Origin of the sequence: Streptomyces camponoticapitis, assembly GCF_014646115.1 — a bacterium.
In the GTDB taxonomy this organism is placed as follows: Bacteria; Actinomycetota; Actinomycetes; order Streptomycetales; family Streptomycetaceae; genus Streptomyces; species Streptomyces camponoticapitis.
The window spans coordinates 19,416-34,211 of record NZ_BMMV01000019.1 but is presented as its reverse complement, the minus strand read 5'-3'; the positions used below and the strand labels follow the sequence as shown (position 1 = coordinate 34,211).

Here is a 14,796-nt window from a genome sequence, read left to right as displayed (position 1 = left end):
GTCGTACGGCCACCGCACGGAGTTGGCGCGGTGGCCGACGGGGCGTGAGGAGACCCGAGTGCGGCTCCGTGACCGGGACGGATGGGGGGCGAGGGCGGTCGTGGGGCCGGCGGGACGGGGATGTCCGATTGACGCGCATCGCCGGAAGCTGTCTTGAACAGGCGGATGGTGACTGGATCCGGGCGCGTAGCAGGGCCGCTGGAACACCCGGTAGCGTGAACTGACGATTCCGTAGGTCCACACTAGGAGTCCCGGTGACGCAAAGCGGACAAAGGGACGAGCCGCAGTCGCCTGCCGCTCGGCCCGCGCACGAAGGCATCGTGCTGCCCGCCGACGGCGGTCCCCCCTTGATCCCCGGAGCCCCGGCCGACCAGTCCGCCCCGGCGGGCGGGCAGCCGTGGGGGCAGCCCTGGGGCCCGGGTGCGCCACAGCCGCAGCCGGAGCCGGAAGGCCAGCAGCCACCTCCCCAGGACTCGGGCGCCTACGGGTCGTACGAGGCGCAGGGGACGGGTGCGTACGGAGGCGGGGGCGGCGGCTACGGCTACCCGCAGCAGCCCCAGCAGCCCCAGCAGCAGTACCAGCCCGAGCCCCAGCAGCAGTCGTACCAGCAGCACCAGCAGCCTCTGCCGGCCGCCCACCCGGGGCCCCTGCCACAGGCGTTGCCGCCGCACCAGGAGCCGCAGCAGTCCTACGGGGCGCCGGGGCCCGGCGCGTACGGCGCACAGCCACTGCCTGCCGAGGCGCCTCCCGGCGGGAGCGGGGACGCGACGCAGTTCATACCGCCGGTGCCCGCCGCGGCCGGGCCCGCCGACGCGACGCAGTACATACCGCCGGTGCCGCAGTATCCGCAGGGCCAGACCTCGGGCGGGCTGCCGCCCGAGCGTCCGGCCGAGTCGACCCAGTACCTCGGCACCGCCGAGCCGGGCCGGCACGCGCAGGGCACCTCGGACGCGGACGCCACGCAGTTCATCGCGCCCGTCCCCGCGGCGGATCCGAACGACATCCCGGCCGTGCCCCAGGGCGCGCCGTACGGCATCCGGCCCGGCGCCCCCGGCGACCGCCAGCCGCCCGCCGAGTTCGACAGCCTGTTCCGTACGGAGGCACCCGGCGGGGGCGGTGCGGTGCCGGACGAGACCCAGCAGCTGCCGCACTTCGATCCCGGTGCGGGGCCGGTCGCCGGGACCGGCCGCAGGCGTGGCGGGCAGGGCCGTGCCCAGCAGGGTTACGGCCAGGGCGGCACTCCGCCCCCGTACGCGCGGCCGGGCGGCCCGCAGGAGCCCTCGGGCCCACAGGGCCGGGCGGCCGGGCGCCGCAAGTCCTCACCGGTCCCGCTGATCGCCGCCGTCGTCATCGGCTGTGCCGTCCTCGGCCTCGGCGCCGGCTGGCTGATGAGCGGCGACGACTCCGAGAAGCAGGACAAGAACCAGACGGTCTCGTCGGAGACCTCACAGTCCGGCTCCGGCGGCGACCCGGCCGAGGAGGACCCGGCCAAGCCGCAGGCCGAGGAGCTCGACAAGCTTCTCGCCGAGAGCAACGACAGCCGGTCGGCGGTGATCAGCGCGGTCGACTCCATCAAGAGCTGCAAGAACCTGGACCAGGCGGTCACCGACCTCCAGGACGCGGCCGACCAGCGCCGCGACCTGGTCTCCCGCCTCAAGGAACTGACCGTCGACAAGCTGCCGCAGCACGGTCAGCTCTCGAACTCGCTGACCAAGGCGTGGCAGGCGTCCGCGTCGGCGGACGACCACTACGCGACGTGGGCGTCCGAGGCGAAGACGAAGAAGGGCTGCCGCGACGGCAAGGCCCGCACGACGAAGGCGGCGGCCGAGGGCAACCGCGCGAGCGGCGAGGCGACGGCGGCCAAGCAGAAGGCATCGGGCCTCTGGAACGGCATCGCGTCCAAGTACGGCCTCACGAAACGCGCCCCGACGGAACTGTGACCCCACGCCGTACGGCCCGGCCCGGGGCCACGCCCCGAGCCGCGCCGCCGGGCACGCTCGGGAGAGTCGCCGTTTCCCGCCGTGCGACAGCACGCACCCACCGCCGTGAGCCGCGCGGTGAGGACGACGCGAACGAGGGCAACAGCGGCTCGAAGAACCGCCGTTCCTCTCCGCGGGCGGGCGCCCCGGCCCGCCTACCGGCGGCCAGGGCCTGACTTGAAAGTCCCGTCCGGCAGACGGCGCCCGGCACGCACGCCCCCTGCGGCGTCCTCGGCGCCCGGGTACGTCCGGTACGAGACGGCGGTCCTCCGGCGTGCCCCCGCCGGGAGGCGGCTACGCGCTGGTGTCCGCGTCGCTCAAGGTGCCGCGGACGTCCACGAAGCCGTCCTTCAGGGCCACCAACTGGCCGTCGCGTACCACCTGGAACGTGACCTCGCTGTTCACGATGCGCGGGAAGCCCGGCAGGCCGAGCATGTCCTCGTAGCGCCAGCGCAGCGGGGGCGTCAGGCCGCCCGTGTCGACCTTCGCGCCCGTGTCCAGCGCGTGCGCCAGCGTTGCCGGGGAGATCGAGTCCCGGTCGATCGACTCGATGACCGACTTGAGCGCGGTGTAGGCGATCCAGGTGGTCTGGACGCCCGGGTCCGACGGGTCGATGCTGTCGTCGCCGAAGGCGTGCTTCCTGAGCACGTCGCGCATCGGCTGCCAGGCCGGGTCGGAGGCCTGCGGGTACCAGCCCGTGACGTACGCGCCCTCGAAGAGGCCGTTCGAGCCGCCCGTACGGTCCACCAGCGGCTGGCCGACGCTGCCGAGCACCGAGGAGATGCGGACGTTCCCGCCGTCCGCCGGGAGCCGCCGGTAGGAGTCGAAGAACGTTTCCGTGCGGTCGCCGAGCACCGCCGTGACGCAGCCGTCGGCCGCGTTCTCGCGGGCCTTCTCCGCCGAGGAGGTGTAGTCGGTGGCGTCCTCCGCCGCGCGGACGTCCGTCGCCTTCTCGTCCTCCCCCTCGCCCTTGTCCTGCTCCGTGCTGAGACCCGAGTTGAGCAGTTCCGGCATCGCGTCACCGGTGATCGTGTCGGGCCGCACGATGGAGACCCGGCCGCACTCCCCGCCCAGTTGCATGCCGTTCCCGGCCAGGAGCGCCGCCTGGCCGCCGTTGACCGGGTAGGAGACGAAGCTGGTGAACTCGCGCTCGGCGATGCCGTAGCCGCCGAGGTACGGGATGCCCGCCGCCTCCAGGGGCGCCATGAAGGCGTTGCCGTGCTGGCTGTACGAGCCGACGACCGCCGTCACGTTCTTGTCGGCGGCCAGGCGCGCGCAGTCGGCCGCGCCCGCCGAGGTGTTGTGCTCGTTGCAGGTCAGCACGCGCAGCTCGTGGCCGTTGATACCGCCCGCCGCGTTGACCCACCGCGCGTATGCCTTGGCCATGGCCGGCATGCCGGGCATGTTCGTCGCGCTGGTGCCCTCGGGCGCCCATGTCATGACCGTGACGGGCTCCCTGGAGCCCCCCGGGTCGCCAGGGAGCACGCCACATCCGGTGACCACCGACACCCCGGCCGCCACCGTGCACAAGGCGCGGACCACGGGATTCCGGCGGAAGTCGCGAGGGAAGGACGAGCGCTGCTGCCTACCGGTCATGTATCCGCACACTTCCGGCTTGTGGGTAACGGCCAGGTGGGGCTTGTTCAACCGGACATGACCGCGAGGTGAATTACGGGGGGCCAACGTCATCACTTCCGGACTGACCGTACGATCTGCTGCTGTGCAGCAAGGTTCGGATAACTCTTCCCGTCGGCCCCGTCGCTCCTCCACCATGGGCGGCATGCCGCTCAATGACATTCCTTGGTGGCGCTGGCGCAGCAACGTGCGCTCGGCGCTGCACATGCTTTCCGATCCCGTCTTCCACCAGGAGTACTGGCTGGCCGGCCGCGAGGGGTACGGCGACGTCACCGACGCCGTGTACCGGCTGGTCGAGGACACCTGGCTGGACAACTGGTCGGCGGAGAAGTACGTCGGGACGATCTTCCGTGACTCCGGCGAGGCCGCGCTGGTCGACGTCGCCGTCCTGCGGGTGCTGCGGATCATGCACCAGGTGGGGCCGGACGCCCCGATCGCGGTGTATCTGGAGCACCACGGCTGGCCGGAGGCGGTGCGGGCCGCGCGTGAGGCGCACGTCAGGCTGGCCGTGAACGACGGCGAGGACCCGGACACGGTGCCGCGCTCGCTGGACGTGCTGCGGATCCTGACGCGGTCGGCCTGAGGCGCCCGAGGGCGCATGCTCTCCCGGCGGTTTCGAGTGCCCCGTGCGGGTGCCCGTCCCGTGTGGAATCCTCAGGGTTCATGAGTGCCCCGCAGCAGCCCGAGGCCGTGCCCGACCGGCCCGCCGCCCTGTCCGACCAGTACGTCCTGACGCTCTCCTGCCCGGACAAACAGGGCATTGTGCACGCCGTGTCCAGCTTTCTGTTCATGACCGGCTGCAACATCGAGGACAGCCAGCAGTTCGGCGACCGTGACAGCGGTCTCTTCTTCATGCGGGTCCACTTCTCGGCCGAGACGCCGGTGACCGTGGAGAAACTGCGCGCGAGCTTCGCGGCCGTGGGCGACTCGTTCCGGATGGACTGGGAGCTCCACCACGCCGGGGACCGGATGCGGATCATCCTGATGGTCAGCAAGTTCGGCCACTGCCTGAACGACCTGCTCTTCCGGTCGAGGACCGGCGCGCTGCCGGTGTACATCGCCGGCGTCGTCTCCAACCACACCGATTTCGCCGAGCTGGTCGCCTCGTACGACATCCCCTTCCACCACATCCCTGTGACGAAGGACACCAAGGCCTCGGCGGAGGCCCAGCTGCTGGAGCTCGTACGCGCCGAGGACGTCGAGCTGGTCGTGCTCGCCCGCTATATGCAGGTCGTCTCCGAAGACCTGTGCAAGCAGCTGAACGGCCGGATCATCAACATCCACCACTCCTTCCTGCCGAGCTTCAAGGGCGCCAAGCCGTACCACCAGGCGCACGCCAGGGGTGTGAAGCTGATCGGCGCGACCGCGCACTATGTGACGGCCGACCTCGACGAGGGCCCGATCATCGAGCAGGAGGTCGAGCGCGTCGGCCACGAGGTCACCCCGGAGCAGTTGGTGGCGGTCGGCCGCGACGTGGAGTGCCAGGCGCTGGCCCGCGCGGTCAAATGGCACGCCGAACACCGCATCCTGCTCAACGGCACCCGCACGGTGATCTTCGCGTAGCCCCGCACGCCCGCCCGGCCGGGCCGGCGCCGGTCGCCGTCCTCAGGCGCCGGGAGCCGGTCGGGAGGGTGAGGGCAGCGGTCCTACAGCCGGCTCAGCGACGCCGCCGCGCACAGGACGTCGCGGATCGCCTCGCGGTCGCCGTCCTGGCCCGCCGCCGCTTCCTCGGGCGAGATGTGGCCCGCGACCAGCTGGCAGAACTCGACGCCGTCCAGCGCCACTTGGGCCACCGTGCGCTCGGCCGTGCCGACCGCGGCCGGTGAGTCCAGCGCGATGTACCAGTCCCCGCCGCCCGCGCCCTCGACCTCCAGATGCAGCGACCGCCCCGGCGAACCGGGCGCGACCAACTGGCGGGCCGGTGACGCCAGGCCCACGCGGCGGCGGGCCGCGAGGGCGGACGGGATCAGCTGCGTGGCGAGGTCGATCATCACGCGCAGATGCGGACCGCTCGGCGCCGGATACGGGTAGTCCACCGCATCGGCGATGTCCCAGCCGTGGATCCAGCACTCGAAGGCCCGGTCGATCAGCGCGTCACGCAACGGCAGGGCGAACTCGCCGTACGAGACGGAGAGTTCCGCCACCCCGCGCCCCGCGAAGGACACCGTCCTGATCAGCTCGTGGCTCTGGTCGCGCCACGGCTCGTGGATCGTGCGGGTGGGCGGCGGGTGCGCCGTACGCCAGAACGCCTCGGTCCGGTCGGTCGGCGAGCGCACCGCCGCCGGGCCCAGCGGATCCTCAAGCCCCAGGGCCGACGCCACCAGGCCGTCCACGCTCATGAGATGCCCGATGACCCCGGCCACCGTCGCCCGGCGTGCGGCGGGCTCCTCCTTCTCGAACCATCTGAGCTGGAGCGGCGCGTGCCACTCCGCGTCGCCGAAGTCGCGCAGCAGCGCGTCGAGCCGGGCGGTCTCCGCGTCGTACGGGGTGGCCCACACCGGCACGGGGATACGGGCGGCCCGGCGGTCGAGGCAGGTCTCCAGCACCCGGGAGCGGAGCAGCGGCGGGAGATCCAGATTGTGGTCGGTCTGCAACAGACCGACGGCGTCGCGGAGTTTGAGGGCCTCGTCCGCGCACGGCGCGCACTCGGTGAGGTGGTTCTCGACGTGGATCGTCTCCTCGGGCGAGCAGGCGGCCAGGGCCCAGGCGCCGAGCAGGGACTTGAGTACGGAGTGCGAGGGCGGCGGACCGGTCGGCTCGGTCGGGGGCCAGGGCGGGGCCGGACTCCGCGGATACCGGCCTCCGGTCATGTCCCGCTCCTCGGCCGGATCCGGCGGATGGGCCGGTTCGCGGGGTCTGTCGGGGGCCGCGCCCGCAACTCCGCCGGCCCCGGCCGCCGTGTCGCGCGCGTCGTCCGCGCGCCCGTCGTGCCGGTCGTCCGCACGCCGGTCGCCCGCACGCCGGTCGCCCGCGTCGCCGCGGTCCCTCGCGTCTGCCTCGTTCGCCTCATCCGGCTCTTCCCGTTCGCGTCTCCCCTTCGTCGCCTCCGCGGCGCGCGCGGCCCCCTCGACGGCCCGGCGCAGTACCTCCGCCGCGGGCGGCTCCAGGTCGTCCGCGGCGGCGCGCTGGCCGGGTATGCGCGGGATGCCGCGCACCTCGTCGGGGTCGTCCGGGTTGCCCCGGCCGCCGTCGAGCGTCCCACTCACAGCGACCGTCCGTTGCCGGGCGGCGAGGAGCCCTCCAGCGGCCGGGTGTTCGCCGACGAGAGCAGTTGCAGACCGAGCCGCAGCCGGCGCCGCGCCTCGTCCTCGGTGACCCCGAGGTCGGCGGCGGTCTGCCGGTAGTCGCGGCGCTGGAAGTACGCCAGGTCGAGCGCGGCGCGCAGTGGCGCGGGCATCGAGGTGACGATGTAGTCGGCGCGTGCGGCGGCGGACGCCTCGCGGATCTTCTGCTCCAGTTCCTCCGCCGTGCCCTCGCCGGTGGCCTGGTGCGCGGCCGTCTCCAGCTGGCGCAGCCGGTGCACGGCCCGGTGGCGGGTGAGTGTCGCGATCCAGGAGCGCATCGAGCCCTGCTTGGGGTCGAAGACCTCCGGGTGCTCCCACACGTAGGCGAAGACCTCGCGGGTGATCCGGTCGGCGGCCTCGTCGTCGTCCAGCACGCGGTGGGCGAGGCTGTGCACGAGCGAGGCGAAGCGGTCGTAGAGCTCGCCGAGCGCCGCGGCCTCACCCCGTGTGAGCCGCTGCTGCATCTTGCGGTCCCAGCGGGGCGGTGTGTCCTTTGCCATGAGACCCCCAGCCCCTGTCACTGCTCCGTCACCCGACTCCGTGAGCTGACCCCGCCCTTTTGAATGTACTTGCCAGTGTCATCGAAGTGCGCCCCTTTGAGTCAAGTGAGCCCCCCGAGGCCGTCCGAGATGATAAGGAATTTCCCCGGCCGGTGTCCGTTGTGTTTCATGAGAGGCGGGAAGGGCAGCCGCGAGAAAGAAGGACGATCTCCGGTGAAGGTCCGGAATCTGGGAATCCGCTACCGGGTCCCCGGAACGGTGCGAGGGAAGGTCCAGGCATGACGCTCAAGGTGGACAAGGACGAGCGCGGTCTGTGGACCGTGCTGCACATCACCGGGGAACTGGATCTCGTGACCTCGCCCGTGGTCCGCCAGCACGTCCACGACGCGGTCGCCGCCGGCCGCCGTGAGCTGGTGCTCGATCTCTCCGAGGTGTTCTTCTGCGACTCCAGCGGCGTCGGCGTACTCATCGCCTCCCGCAAGTTGATGCGCTCCTGCCAGGGCCGGCTCCATCTCATCCTGCCCGCCCACGGCGCGGAGGAGGGCTCGCACGTCAACCGCGTGCTCGCGGCTCTCGGTGTGCGCCGTCTTTTCGACGTCTACTCGGACGTCTCCGAAGCCGTCGACGAGGAAGCACAGCCCCTGTCGGCGTAGGGCGGATACGGGCAGGCCACCGGTGATGTCCGTGGCTGATGTCCGCCGGACAGACGTGAAGCCACCACACGGTGGCCCCCCGGCGTCGTACGCTCCCAGTCATGGACAGCGCAGAGTACGAGGGCAAGATCGCCTCCCGATTCGCCGCCTTCGACCAGGACGGCAACGGCTACATCGACCGCGAGGACTTCAGCGGAGCGGCAGCGGCACTGCTCGCGGAGTTCGGCGTCACCGCACGATCCGACAAGGGGCAGGCCCTCTACAGCGGGGCCGAGGCCTTCTGGCAGGGCATGGCGGGGATCGCCGACGTCGACGGTGACCAGCGGGTCACCCGGCAGGAATTCATCACCGGCGCGGCGAAGAGGCTGCGCGACAGCCCCAAGCGCTTCGCCGAGATCGCCCGGCCCTTCCTGCACGCGGTGATCGCCATCGCGGACGAGGACGGCGGCGGTGTCACACCCGCGGCGGCCGAGCGTGTGCTGCTCGTGCTCGGCACGGAGCAGGCCAGGGCGGCGGAGGTCGCGCGGGACCTGGACGGCGACGGTGACGGCCGGATCTCCGAGGAGGAGATCCTGACGGCGTTCGCCGAGTACTACGTGACGCCGGAGCCCTAGGAGTCCCGGGCCGACGGTCCCAGCCGGCCCGAGCCCGGGAGGAGCCGTACCGGAGAGCGTCACCGTGCGTGACGAGACGGCCTGCGCACAGGTCGATACCGGGTTGTGTCCTTCCTGCGACCCGTCACGGGCCGGAGTCGGCGGCGGGCTCCGGTACGCTCGCTCGGGTGCGAGTTTCGGTGGAACGAGACGGATCCGGTGTGGCCAGTACGGCGACGCCGGACCGGCGAATGCCCGCCGATCGCCCGGTTCGAAGGCGCTCCACGCGCCGTTGTTCGACTCCCCGCAGAGTGCGTCGCACAGTATGCCGCACGCGTACTCCTTCGCGTTGGAATATGCCCGAAGCGCTTGTTGCGGTGACTGTACGTCAACCATGCTGTCCCACAAGGGAATCACGTTCTGTGACCTTGTCGTGGACCTTGTCGAGGCGCGAGGCGATGTGCCCGCCGGTTCGGATGGTGTGAGCGGTGCAGGTACTTCAGATGCAGTTGGAGGTCGGGGCCGATCCGGCGGAGGTCGGGCGGGCCCGCCGATGGGCGCGTTCGCGCCTCATCGGTTCCGGAATGAACGACGACGAGCCACTGGCGGAGACGCTGATCCTGCTGATCTCCGAGCTCGTCACCAACGCCGTGGTGCACACCGGCTGTCCGGCCGTGCTGCGGATGCTGTTCGGATCGGGGGCCGCCGAGGCCGGGACCGTACGGGTCGAGGTCGCCGACACCAGCGCGCGACCGCCCTGTCCGCGCCACGCGCAGGGCGAGGACACCAACGGGCGTGGCCTGGAGCTGGTCGACGGCCTCGCCGACAGATGGGGCTGGCAGCCGGAGGGCTCGGGCAAACGCATCTGGTGCGAGGTGGACCGCTGTGAGCCCGGCCCGAGCGTCGAGTACGAGCCGCCGACGGCCGCGCACGCGCGAAACGGCGTGACCGGACGGTACGCGATCGACCTGACGGTGACGACCGGGCTTCCCGTGGACGTGGACCGCCCGGCCGACGGCACGTCGAAGGCCGTCACACAGGCCTGAGCGCTGCCGCCGCCGTCGCCCTTCCGGCGGCCGTGCCCTTCGCGTTGCCGTTCCCGGCATCGGTGTTCCGGGGGCCGTCGGTCACCGGCGTCCGCTGTCCGGGGACGGCACGGAACGTCCGGCGGTAGACGGTCGGCGCGACACCGAGCGCCGCCTGGAGATGCTGCCGCATGGACTGCGCCGTACCGAACCCGGCGTCCTTGGCGATCTGGTCGACGGAGAGATCCGTCGCCTCCAGCAGATACCGCGCCCGCTCGACCCGCTGGAGGACCAGCCACTGTCCGGGGCTGATCCCCGCCTCCTCGCGGAAGCGGCGGGTGAACGTGCGCACGGACATCGACTCCTGCTCCGCCATGTCCCGCAGCTGGATGGGCTCGTGGAGCCGGGCGAGCGCCCACGCCCTCGCCTTGGTGGTGGTCGCCAACTGGACTTGCGGGACGGGGCGTTGGATGTACTGGGCCTGGCCGCCGTCCCGGTGCGGCGGGACGACCGTGTGCCGCGCCACGTCGTTGGCGATCGCCGAGCCGTGGTCCCTGCGCACGATGTGCAGACAGAGATCGATCCCGGCGGCGACCCCGGCCGAGGTCAGCACGTCGCCGTCGTCGATGAACAGGACGTCCGCGTCGACCTTGATCCGGGGGAAGGTCCGCTGGAAGTGCGCGGCCGACGACCAGTGGGTCGACGCGGGCCGGCCGTCCAGGAACCCGGCTGCGGCCAGTACGTAGCCGCCGGTGCAGATGGCGACAAGACGGGTGCCGGGGCGCACGTAAGCGAAGGCGGCGGCGAGTTCGTCGGTGAGCCTGCCCGACTCGTAGACCTGGCCGAGTTCGTACGAGGAGGGGATCAGCACCGTGTCGGCGGTGGCGATGGCCTCCGGGCCGTTCTCCACGACGATGTCGAAATCCGCGTCGGTACGGACCGGGCCGGGCGGGCGGACCGAGCAGGTGATCACGTCGTACAGCGGGGCGCCCTCGGGGCTCTTGGCGCGGCCGAAGATCCGCTGGGGGATGCCCAGTTCGAACGGGAGGACCCCGTCGAGCGCCAGGACCGCGACGCGGTGGCGCGGCCGGCCGGGGCCGCTCTCCGAACTGTTCCCCGAACCGCTCTCCGCCATCGTCCCGCCCCTCCCGTGCCGTTGGTCTGTGCTGTCCGTCATACGGAAACCCCTGGTGGTCCAGACCAGTACTTGATATCTGTCGACTCTGTGACTCCTAAGCGTCCGACGGACCCTGCCATTCCCGGCCCGACCGGGGAACCCGTGAGAACCAACGCCGGATCCATCGCGAGATCCACCGGTGAGCCGGACGGGACGCCTCTTTGGAACCGTAACTTCCGGCTCTTCTTCCTGGCCAGGACCGTGGCGCGCTTCGGCGACGGCATGGTGCCCGTCGCGCTGGCCGCCGGACTGCTCGACGCCGGACACGGCGCGTCGTCCGTCAGTTTCGCGCTCGGCGCCTGGATGGTCTGCTTCGCGGGATTCGTACTCTTCGGCGGGGTGCTCGCCGACCGCTTCACCCCGCGCCGGATGATGGTTCTCGCCGATGTGATGCGGCTGTTCGGGACGGCGGCCCTCGCGGTCCTCTTCGCCGGGGGAGCACCGCCGCTCTGGCTCGTGTACGTACTGAGCGCCGTCAACGGGCTCGGCGCCGCGCTCTTCCAGCCGGGCGTGGCCAGCATGCTGCCCGTGCTCTCGCCCGACGTACAGCGCGGCAACGCCGTGCTGCGGGTCACCGAGTCCCTGGCGACGATGGCGGGTCCGGCGGCGGCGGGCGCGCTGGCCGGCTTCGGCGGGCCCGGCACGATCTTCGCGGTGAACGCGGCCACGTTCGGCATCAGCGGCATCTGTCTCTTCCTGGTCCGGATGGAGACCATGAAGCCGGTGGTCGGTGACTCGATGCTCACCGAACTGATCGGCGGCTGGCGCGAGTTCAGGGCCCGGTCCTGGCTGTGGGGCGTGATCGCGGTCTGGTCGGTGTACGGCGTCACGGTGCTGGGGCCGATGGTCCCGCTGGAGGCGGTGGTGGTCACCGAGCGGTACAGCTCGACCATGTTCGGGCTGATGATGACCGTGCACGGCGCGGGCAACGTGGCGGGCGGGCTGCTGGCACTGCGACTGCGCCCCGCCAGACCGCTGTTCGCGGGGACGATCGCGCTGCTCGCGGTCGCCGGGAACCTGCTGGTGCTGGCGTACGACGTCCCGCTGGCGCTGCTCGCCGCCGGATTCTTCGTGGGCGGGGTGGCCCTGGCGTTCTGGCTCGTGATGTGGTCCACGACGGTCCAGACGATGATCCCGCCGGAGGCGCTGAACCGGCTGCACGCGTACGACGTGGCGGGCTCCCTGATCATGCTGGCCGTCGGCCGCGCGCTGGCGGGCCCGGTGGCGGAGGCGGTCGGGATGCGCGAGGTGCTGGTGGGCGGTGCGGTGGTGAACATGCTGGTCTGCGGGGCGCTGTTCGCCGCTCGCCCGATCCGTGAACTGACCCGCGTCGAGCGCGCGGGCGGCGTGGCGGCCGGTCCGCGGGCGGCGGATGAGGCGAAGCCTCTGGCCCGATCCTAGTGGCCGCTGTCCTTCGGGCCACTCGTGCGCGGCGCCCGCGCCACGGATCCTTCCTTACGTGACACAGACAGCCGAGACCCCAGCCCAGGTCCCCGCCCCCTCTCCGAAGCCCCGGCGTCGGCCCCGTATCCACCGGGCCTGGTTCGTCGCCGCCGTCACCTTCGTGACGATCATCGGCGCCGCCGCCTTCGCCTCGCTGCCCGGCCTGCTCATCGACCCGCTGCACTCGGAGTTCGACTGGTCGCGCGGCGAGATCGGGTTCGCCGTCTCGGTCAATCTCGCGCTGTACGGGCTGACCGCCCCGTTCGCCGCCGCGCTGATGGACCGGTTCGGGATACGCCGGGTCGTCGCCGTCGCGCTCACCGTCATAGCGACCGGCTCCGCGCTCACCGTCGTCATGACCGCCGCCTGGCAGATGGTCCTCTACTGGGGCGTCCTCGTCGGCCTCGGCACCGGCTCGATGGCGCTGGCCTTCGCCGCCACCGTCACCGACCGCTGGTTCGTCGCCCGGCGCGGACTGGTCACCGGCATCCTCACCGCGGCCGGAGCCTCCGGGCAGTTGGTGTTCCTGCCGCTGCTCTCCTGGCTCGTGGAGAACCACGGCTGGCGCCCCGCGTCCATCACCGTCGCGATGTCCGCGCTCGTCGTCGTCCCGTTCGTCTGGCTGCTGCTGCGCGACCACCCGGCGGACGTGGGGCTCCCGGCGTACGGCTCCGAGGAGTTGAAGCCCAAGCCGGCCCCCGTCACCGGCGCGGCGCGGCGGGCCGTCACCGTCCTCTTCCAGGCGGCGCGCACCGGCCCCTTCTGGCTGCTCGCGGGGACGTTCGCGATCTGCGGCGCCTCCACGAACGGCCTGATCAAGACCCACTTCATCCCCGCGGCCCACGACCACGGCATGCAGATCACGGCCGCCGCGTCGCTCCTCGCGGTGATCGGTGTCTTCGACATCATCGGCACGATCGCGTCGGGCTGGTTCACCGACCGCTTCGACGCGCGCAGGCTGCTCGCCATCTACTACGCGCTGCGCGGCGTCTCGCTGCTCTTCCTGCCGATGCTGCTCGCGCCGGACGTCCGGCCGCCGATGCTGTTCTTCATCGTCTTCTACGGCCTCGACTGGGTCGCGACCGTCCCGCCGACGATCGCCCTGTGCCGCGAGTACTACGGCAAGGACAGCGCGATCGTCTTCGGCTGGGTGCTCGCCTCGCACCAGATCGGCGCCGGCGTCGTCGCGTTCGCGGGCGGTGTCGCACGGGATGTCACCGGCTCGTACAACACGGTCTGGTACGCGTCGGGCGCGCTGTGCGCGGCGGCGGCGCTGATGGCCCTGCTGATCAGGAGCCGTACGAAGGCCGAGCCGGCCGACGTGGTCAACGTCCCTTGAGAGCCTGGGACTTGATCACCTTCGCGATCCGCTCCGCGTCCATGGACAGCTCGCGCAGCATCCCGCTGATCGGATTCGTGAAGCCCGTGAAGTACAGCCCCGGCGCCCGCTCGGACGTCCGCCCGCCCCGTACCACCGGGAGCCCGCGGTCGTCGAGCACGCCGAGGTGGCCCACCAGGCCCTCAAGGCCCCGGCGGTAGCCGGTCGCGGCGATCACCGCATCGGGCGAGATCCGCGAACCGTCCGCCAGCACCACCTTGTTGTCGTCGAACGACTCGACCGCCGCGACCGGTTCGACCCGGCCCTTGCGCACCGCCGCGATCAACCCCACGTCCTGCACCGGGATGGCGCCTTCGCGCACCCGTGAGTACAGCCCGGTGTCGGGGCGCGGCAGCCCCTGGGCGGCGAGATCGGGCACCGCGATCCTGCTCATGATCTCGCCCGCCCGGTCGACCAGCCGCGTGGGCAGCCGCCGTACCAGCATGCCGGTGCGCTGGGCGGGCCAGCCAAGGGTCGAACGGCGCACGATGTGCGGGACCGTACGGATGGCGAGTCGTACCCGCGCCGCGCCGCCCTCCACCAGGTCGACCGCGATCTCGGCGCCGGTGTTGCCGACGCCGACGACCAGGACGTCCTTCCCCTTGTACGGGGCGGGGTCGCGGTACTCGCGCGCGTGCAGCAGCTCCCCGCCGTACTCCCGCGCGCCCGGCCAGGACGGCACCCGCGGCGTGTGGCTGTAGCCGGTGGCGACGACGACGGCGCGCCCGGTCAGCTCCCGGCCGCCGGTCCCGTGCAGCAGCCAGCTCTCCGCGTCCGCCGAGCGCTCGATGCCGGTGATTTCGACGCCCGTCACGATCTCCAGACCGTGGAACTCCGCGTACTTCTCCAGATAGCGCACCATGTCGTCGCGCGAGACCCAGCGTCCGAAGGACCGTGGCATCGGCAGTCCCGGCAGCGCGGACAGCTTGCGGGTGGTGTGCAGATGGAGCCGGTCGTAATGACGGCGCCAGGAGGCCCCCACGGCCTCGGACTTCTCCAGTACGACCGCTCGTACGCCCTGCGCGCGAAGCGCGGCGGCGACGGCGAGACCGCCTGGGCCACCGCCGATGACGTACACGGGACGGTCGTTGGTGAGGTCGATGTCGCTGGCCATGAGAGCTGAGCGTAA

Annotated in this window: 13 protein-coding genes; 8 read left to right on the top strand and 5 right to left on the bottom strand. The window is 71.8% G+C overall.

Annotation, left to right across the window (positions count from 1 at the left end):
• Positions 1-254 precede the first annotated feature (254 nt).
• Positions 255-1,940, top strand: a complete 1,686-nt coding sequence (locus tag IEY79_RS25635) for a hypothetical protein (RefSeq protein ID WP_189109967.1) — start codon at positions 255-257, stop codon at positions 1,938-1,940.
• 333 nt (positions 1,941-2,273) lie between these two features.
• Here the strand turns inward: IEY79_RS25635 and IEY79_RS25630 are convergent, their stop codons facing one another.
• On the bottom strand, positions 2,274-3,575 hold the full coding sequence (locus IEY79_RS25630; protein ID WP_189109966.1) for an ABC transporter substrate-binding protein: 1,302 nt from the start codon (positions 3,573-3,575) through the stop codon (positions 2,274-2,276).
• 175 nt (positions 3,576-3,750) lie between these two features.
• Between IEY79_RS25630 and IEY79_RS25625 the strand changes: the two genes are divergently transcribed.
• Together IEY79_RS25625 and purU are read left to right on the top strand one after the other, a co-directional pair.
• Positions 3,751-4,197 (top strand): SCO4402 family protein, encoded by a 447-nt coding sequence (locus IEY79_RS25625; RefSeq protein WP_189109965.1) that lies wholly within the window; start codon positions 3,751-3,753, stop codon positions 4,195-4,197.
• An 80-nt stretch (positions 4,198-4,277) separates the two neighbouring features.
• Positions 4,278-5,177, top strand: a complete 900-nt coding sequence (gene purU / locus IEY79_RS25620; protein WP_189109964.1) for a formyltetrahydrofolate deformylase — start codon at positions 4,278-4,280, stop codon at positions 5,175-5,177.
• An 83-nt stretch (positions 5,178-5,260) separates the two neighbouring features.
• Here purU and IEY79_RS25615 read toward each other — a convergent pair whose 3' ends face one another.
• Both IEY79_RS25615 and IEY79_RS25610 read right to left on the bottom strand, forming a co-directional pair.
• Positions 5,261-6,820 (bottom strand): maleylpyruvate isomerase N-terminal domain-containing protein, encoded by a 1,560-nt coding sequence (locus tag IEY79_RS25615; protein WP_189109963.1) that lies wholly within the window; start codon positions 6,818-6,820, stop codon positions 5,261-5,263.
• On the bottom strand, positions 6,817-7,398 hold the full coding sequence (locus tag IEY79_RS25610) for a sigma-70 family RNA polymerase sigma factor (RefSeq protein WP_189109962.1): 582 nt from the start codon (positions 7,396-7,398) through the stop codon (positions 6,817-6,819). The genes IEY79_RS25615 and IEY79_RS25610 overlap by 4 nt, the downstream gene beginning before the upstream one ends.
• Positions 7,399-7,676: 278 nt before the next feature.
• Here IEY79_RS25610 and IEY79_RS25605 point away from each other — a divergent pair, with 278 nt between their 5' ends.
• The 3 genes from IEY79_RS25605 to IEY79_RS25595 all read left to right on the top strand — a co-directional run bounded on the left by IEY79_RS25605 (position 7,677) and on the right by IEY79_RS25595 (position 9,690).
• Positions 7,677-8,051 (top strand): STAS domain-containing protein, encoded by a 375-nt coding sequence (locus IEY79_RS25605; protein ID WP_189109961.1) that lies wholly within the window; start codon positions 7,677-7,679, stop codon positions 8,049-8,051.
• 101 nt (positions 8,052-8,152) lie between these two features.
• A complete protein-coding gene (locus IEY79_RS25600) occupies positions 8,153-8,665 on the top strand; it encodes an EF-hand domain-containing protein (RefSeq protein WP_189109960.1) in 513 nt (170 codons plus the stop codon).
• Between the two features lie 467 nt (positions 8,666-9,132).
• Positions 9,133-9,690 (top strand): ATP-binding protein, encoded by a 558-nt coding sequence (locus IEY79_RS25595; RefSeq protein ID WP_229701118.1) that lies wholly within the window; start codon positions 9,133-9,135, stop codon positions 9,688-9,690.
• On the opposite strand, the gene IEY79_RS25590 is transcribed toward IEY79_RS25595, so the two are convergent.
• Complete coding sequence (locus IEY79_RS25590; protein WP_189110087.1) at positions 9,677-10,804, bottom strand: GlxA family transcriptional regulator; 1,128 nt, start codon at positions 10,802-10,804, stop codon at positions 9,677-9,679. The two genes, IEY79_RS25595 and IEY79_RS25590, sit on opposite strands and share 14 nt — an antisense overlap.
• A gap of 144 nt (positions 10,805-10,948) precedes the next feature.
• On the opposite strand from IEY79_RS25590, the gene IEY79_RS25585 reads away from it, so the two are divergent.
• Positions 10,949-12,247 (top strand): MFS transporter, encoded by a 1,299-nt coding sequence (locus tag IEY79_RS25585; RefSeq protein WP_229701117.1) that lies wholly within the window; start codon positions 10,949-10,951, stop codon positions 12,245-12,247.
• 58 nt (positions 12,248-12,305) lie between these two features.
• Complete coding sequence (locus IEY79_RS25580; protein WP_373292625.1) at positions 12,306-13,628, top strand: MFS transporter; 1,323 nt, start codon at positions 12,306-12,308, stop codon at positions 13,626-13,628.
• Here the strand turns inward: IEY79_RS25580 and IEY79_RS25575 are convergent.
• Positions 13,615-14,781, bottom strand: coding sequence for a flavin-containing monooxygenase (locus IEY79_RS25575; protein WP_189109958.1), 1,167 nt, complete (start codon positions 14,779-14,781; stop codon positions 13,615-13,617). The genes IEY79_RS25580 and IEY79_RS25575 overlap by 14 nt on opposite strands.
• Between the last annotated feature and the right edge of the window lie 15 nt (positions 14,782-14,796).

What these genes read in the sequence shown, in the direction of transcription:
- IEY79_RS25630 (WP_189109966.1), bottom strand. Translation starts at nt 3,575, where the DNA reads ATGACCGGTAGGCAGCAGCGCTCGTCCTTCCCTCGCGACTTCCGCCGG.
- IEY79_RS25625 (WP_189109965.1), top strand. Translation starts at nt 3,751, where the DNA reads ATGGGCGGCATGCCGCTCAATGACATTCCTTGGTGGCGCTGGCGCAGC.
- purU (WP_189109964.1), top strand. Translation starts at nt 4,278, where the DNA reads ATGAGTGCCCCGCAGCAGCCCGAGGCCGTGCCCGACCGGCCCGCCGCC.
- IEY79_RS25610 (WP_189109962.1), bottom strand. Translation starts at nt 7,398, where the DNA reads ATGGCAAAGGACACACCGCCCCGCTGGGACCGCAAGATGCAGCAGCGG.
- IEY79_RS25605 (WP_189109961.1), top strand. Translation starts at nt 7,677, where the DNA reads ATGACGCTCAAGGTGGACAAGGACGAGCGCGGTCTGTGGACCGTGCTG.
- IEY79_RS25600 (WP_189109960.1), top strand. Translation starts at nt 8,153, where the DNA reads ATGGACAGCGCAGAGTACGAGGGCAAGATCGCCTCCCGATTCGCCGCC.
- IEY79_RS25590 (WP_189110087.1), bottom strand. Translation starts at nt 10,804, where the DNA reads ATGGCGGAGAGCGGTTCGGGGAACAGTTCGGAGAGCGGCCCCGGCCGG.
- IEY79_RS25575 (WP_189109958.1), bottom strand. Translation starts at nt 14,781, where the DNA reads ATGGCCAGCGACATCGACCTCACCAACGACCGTCCCGTGTACGTCATC.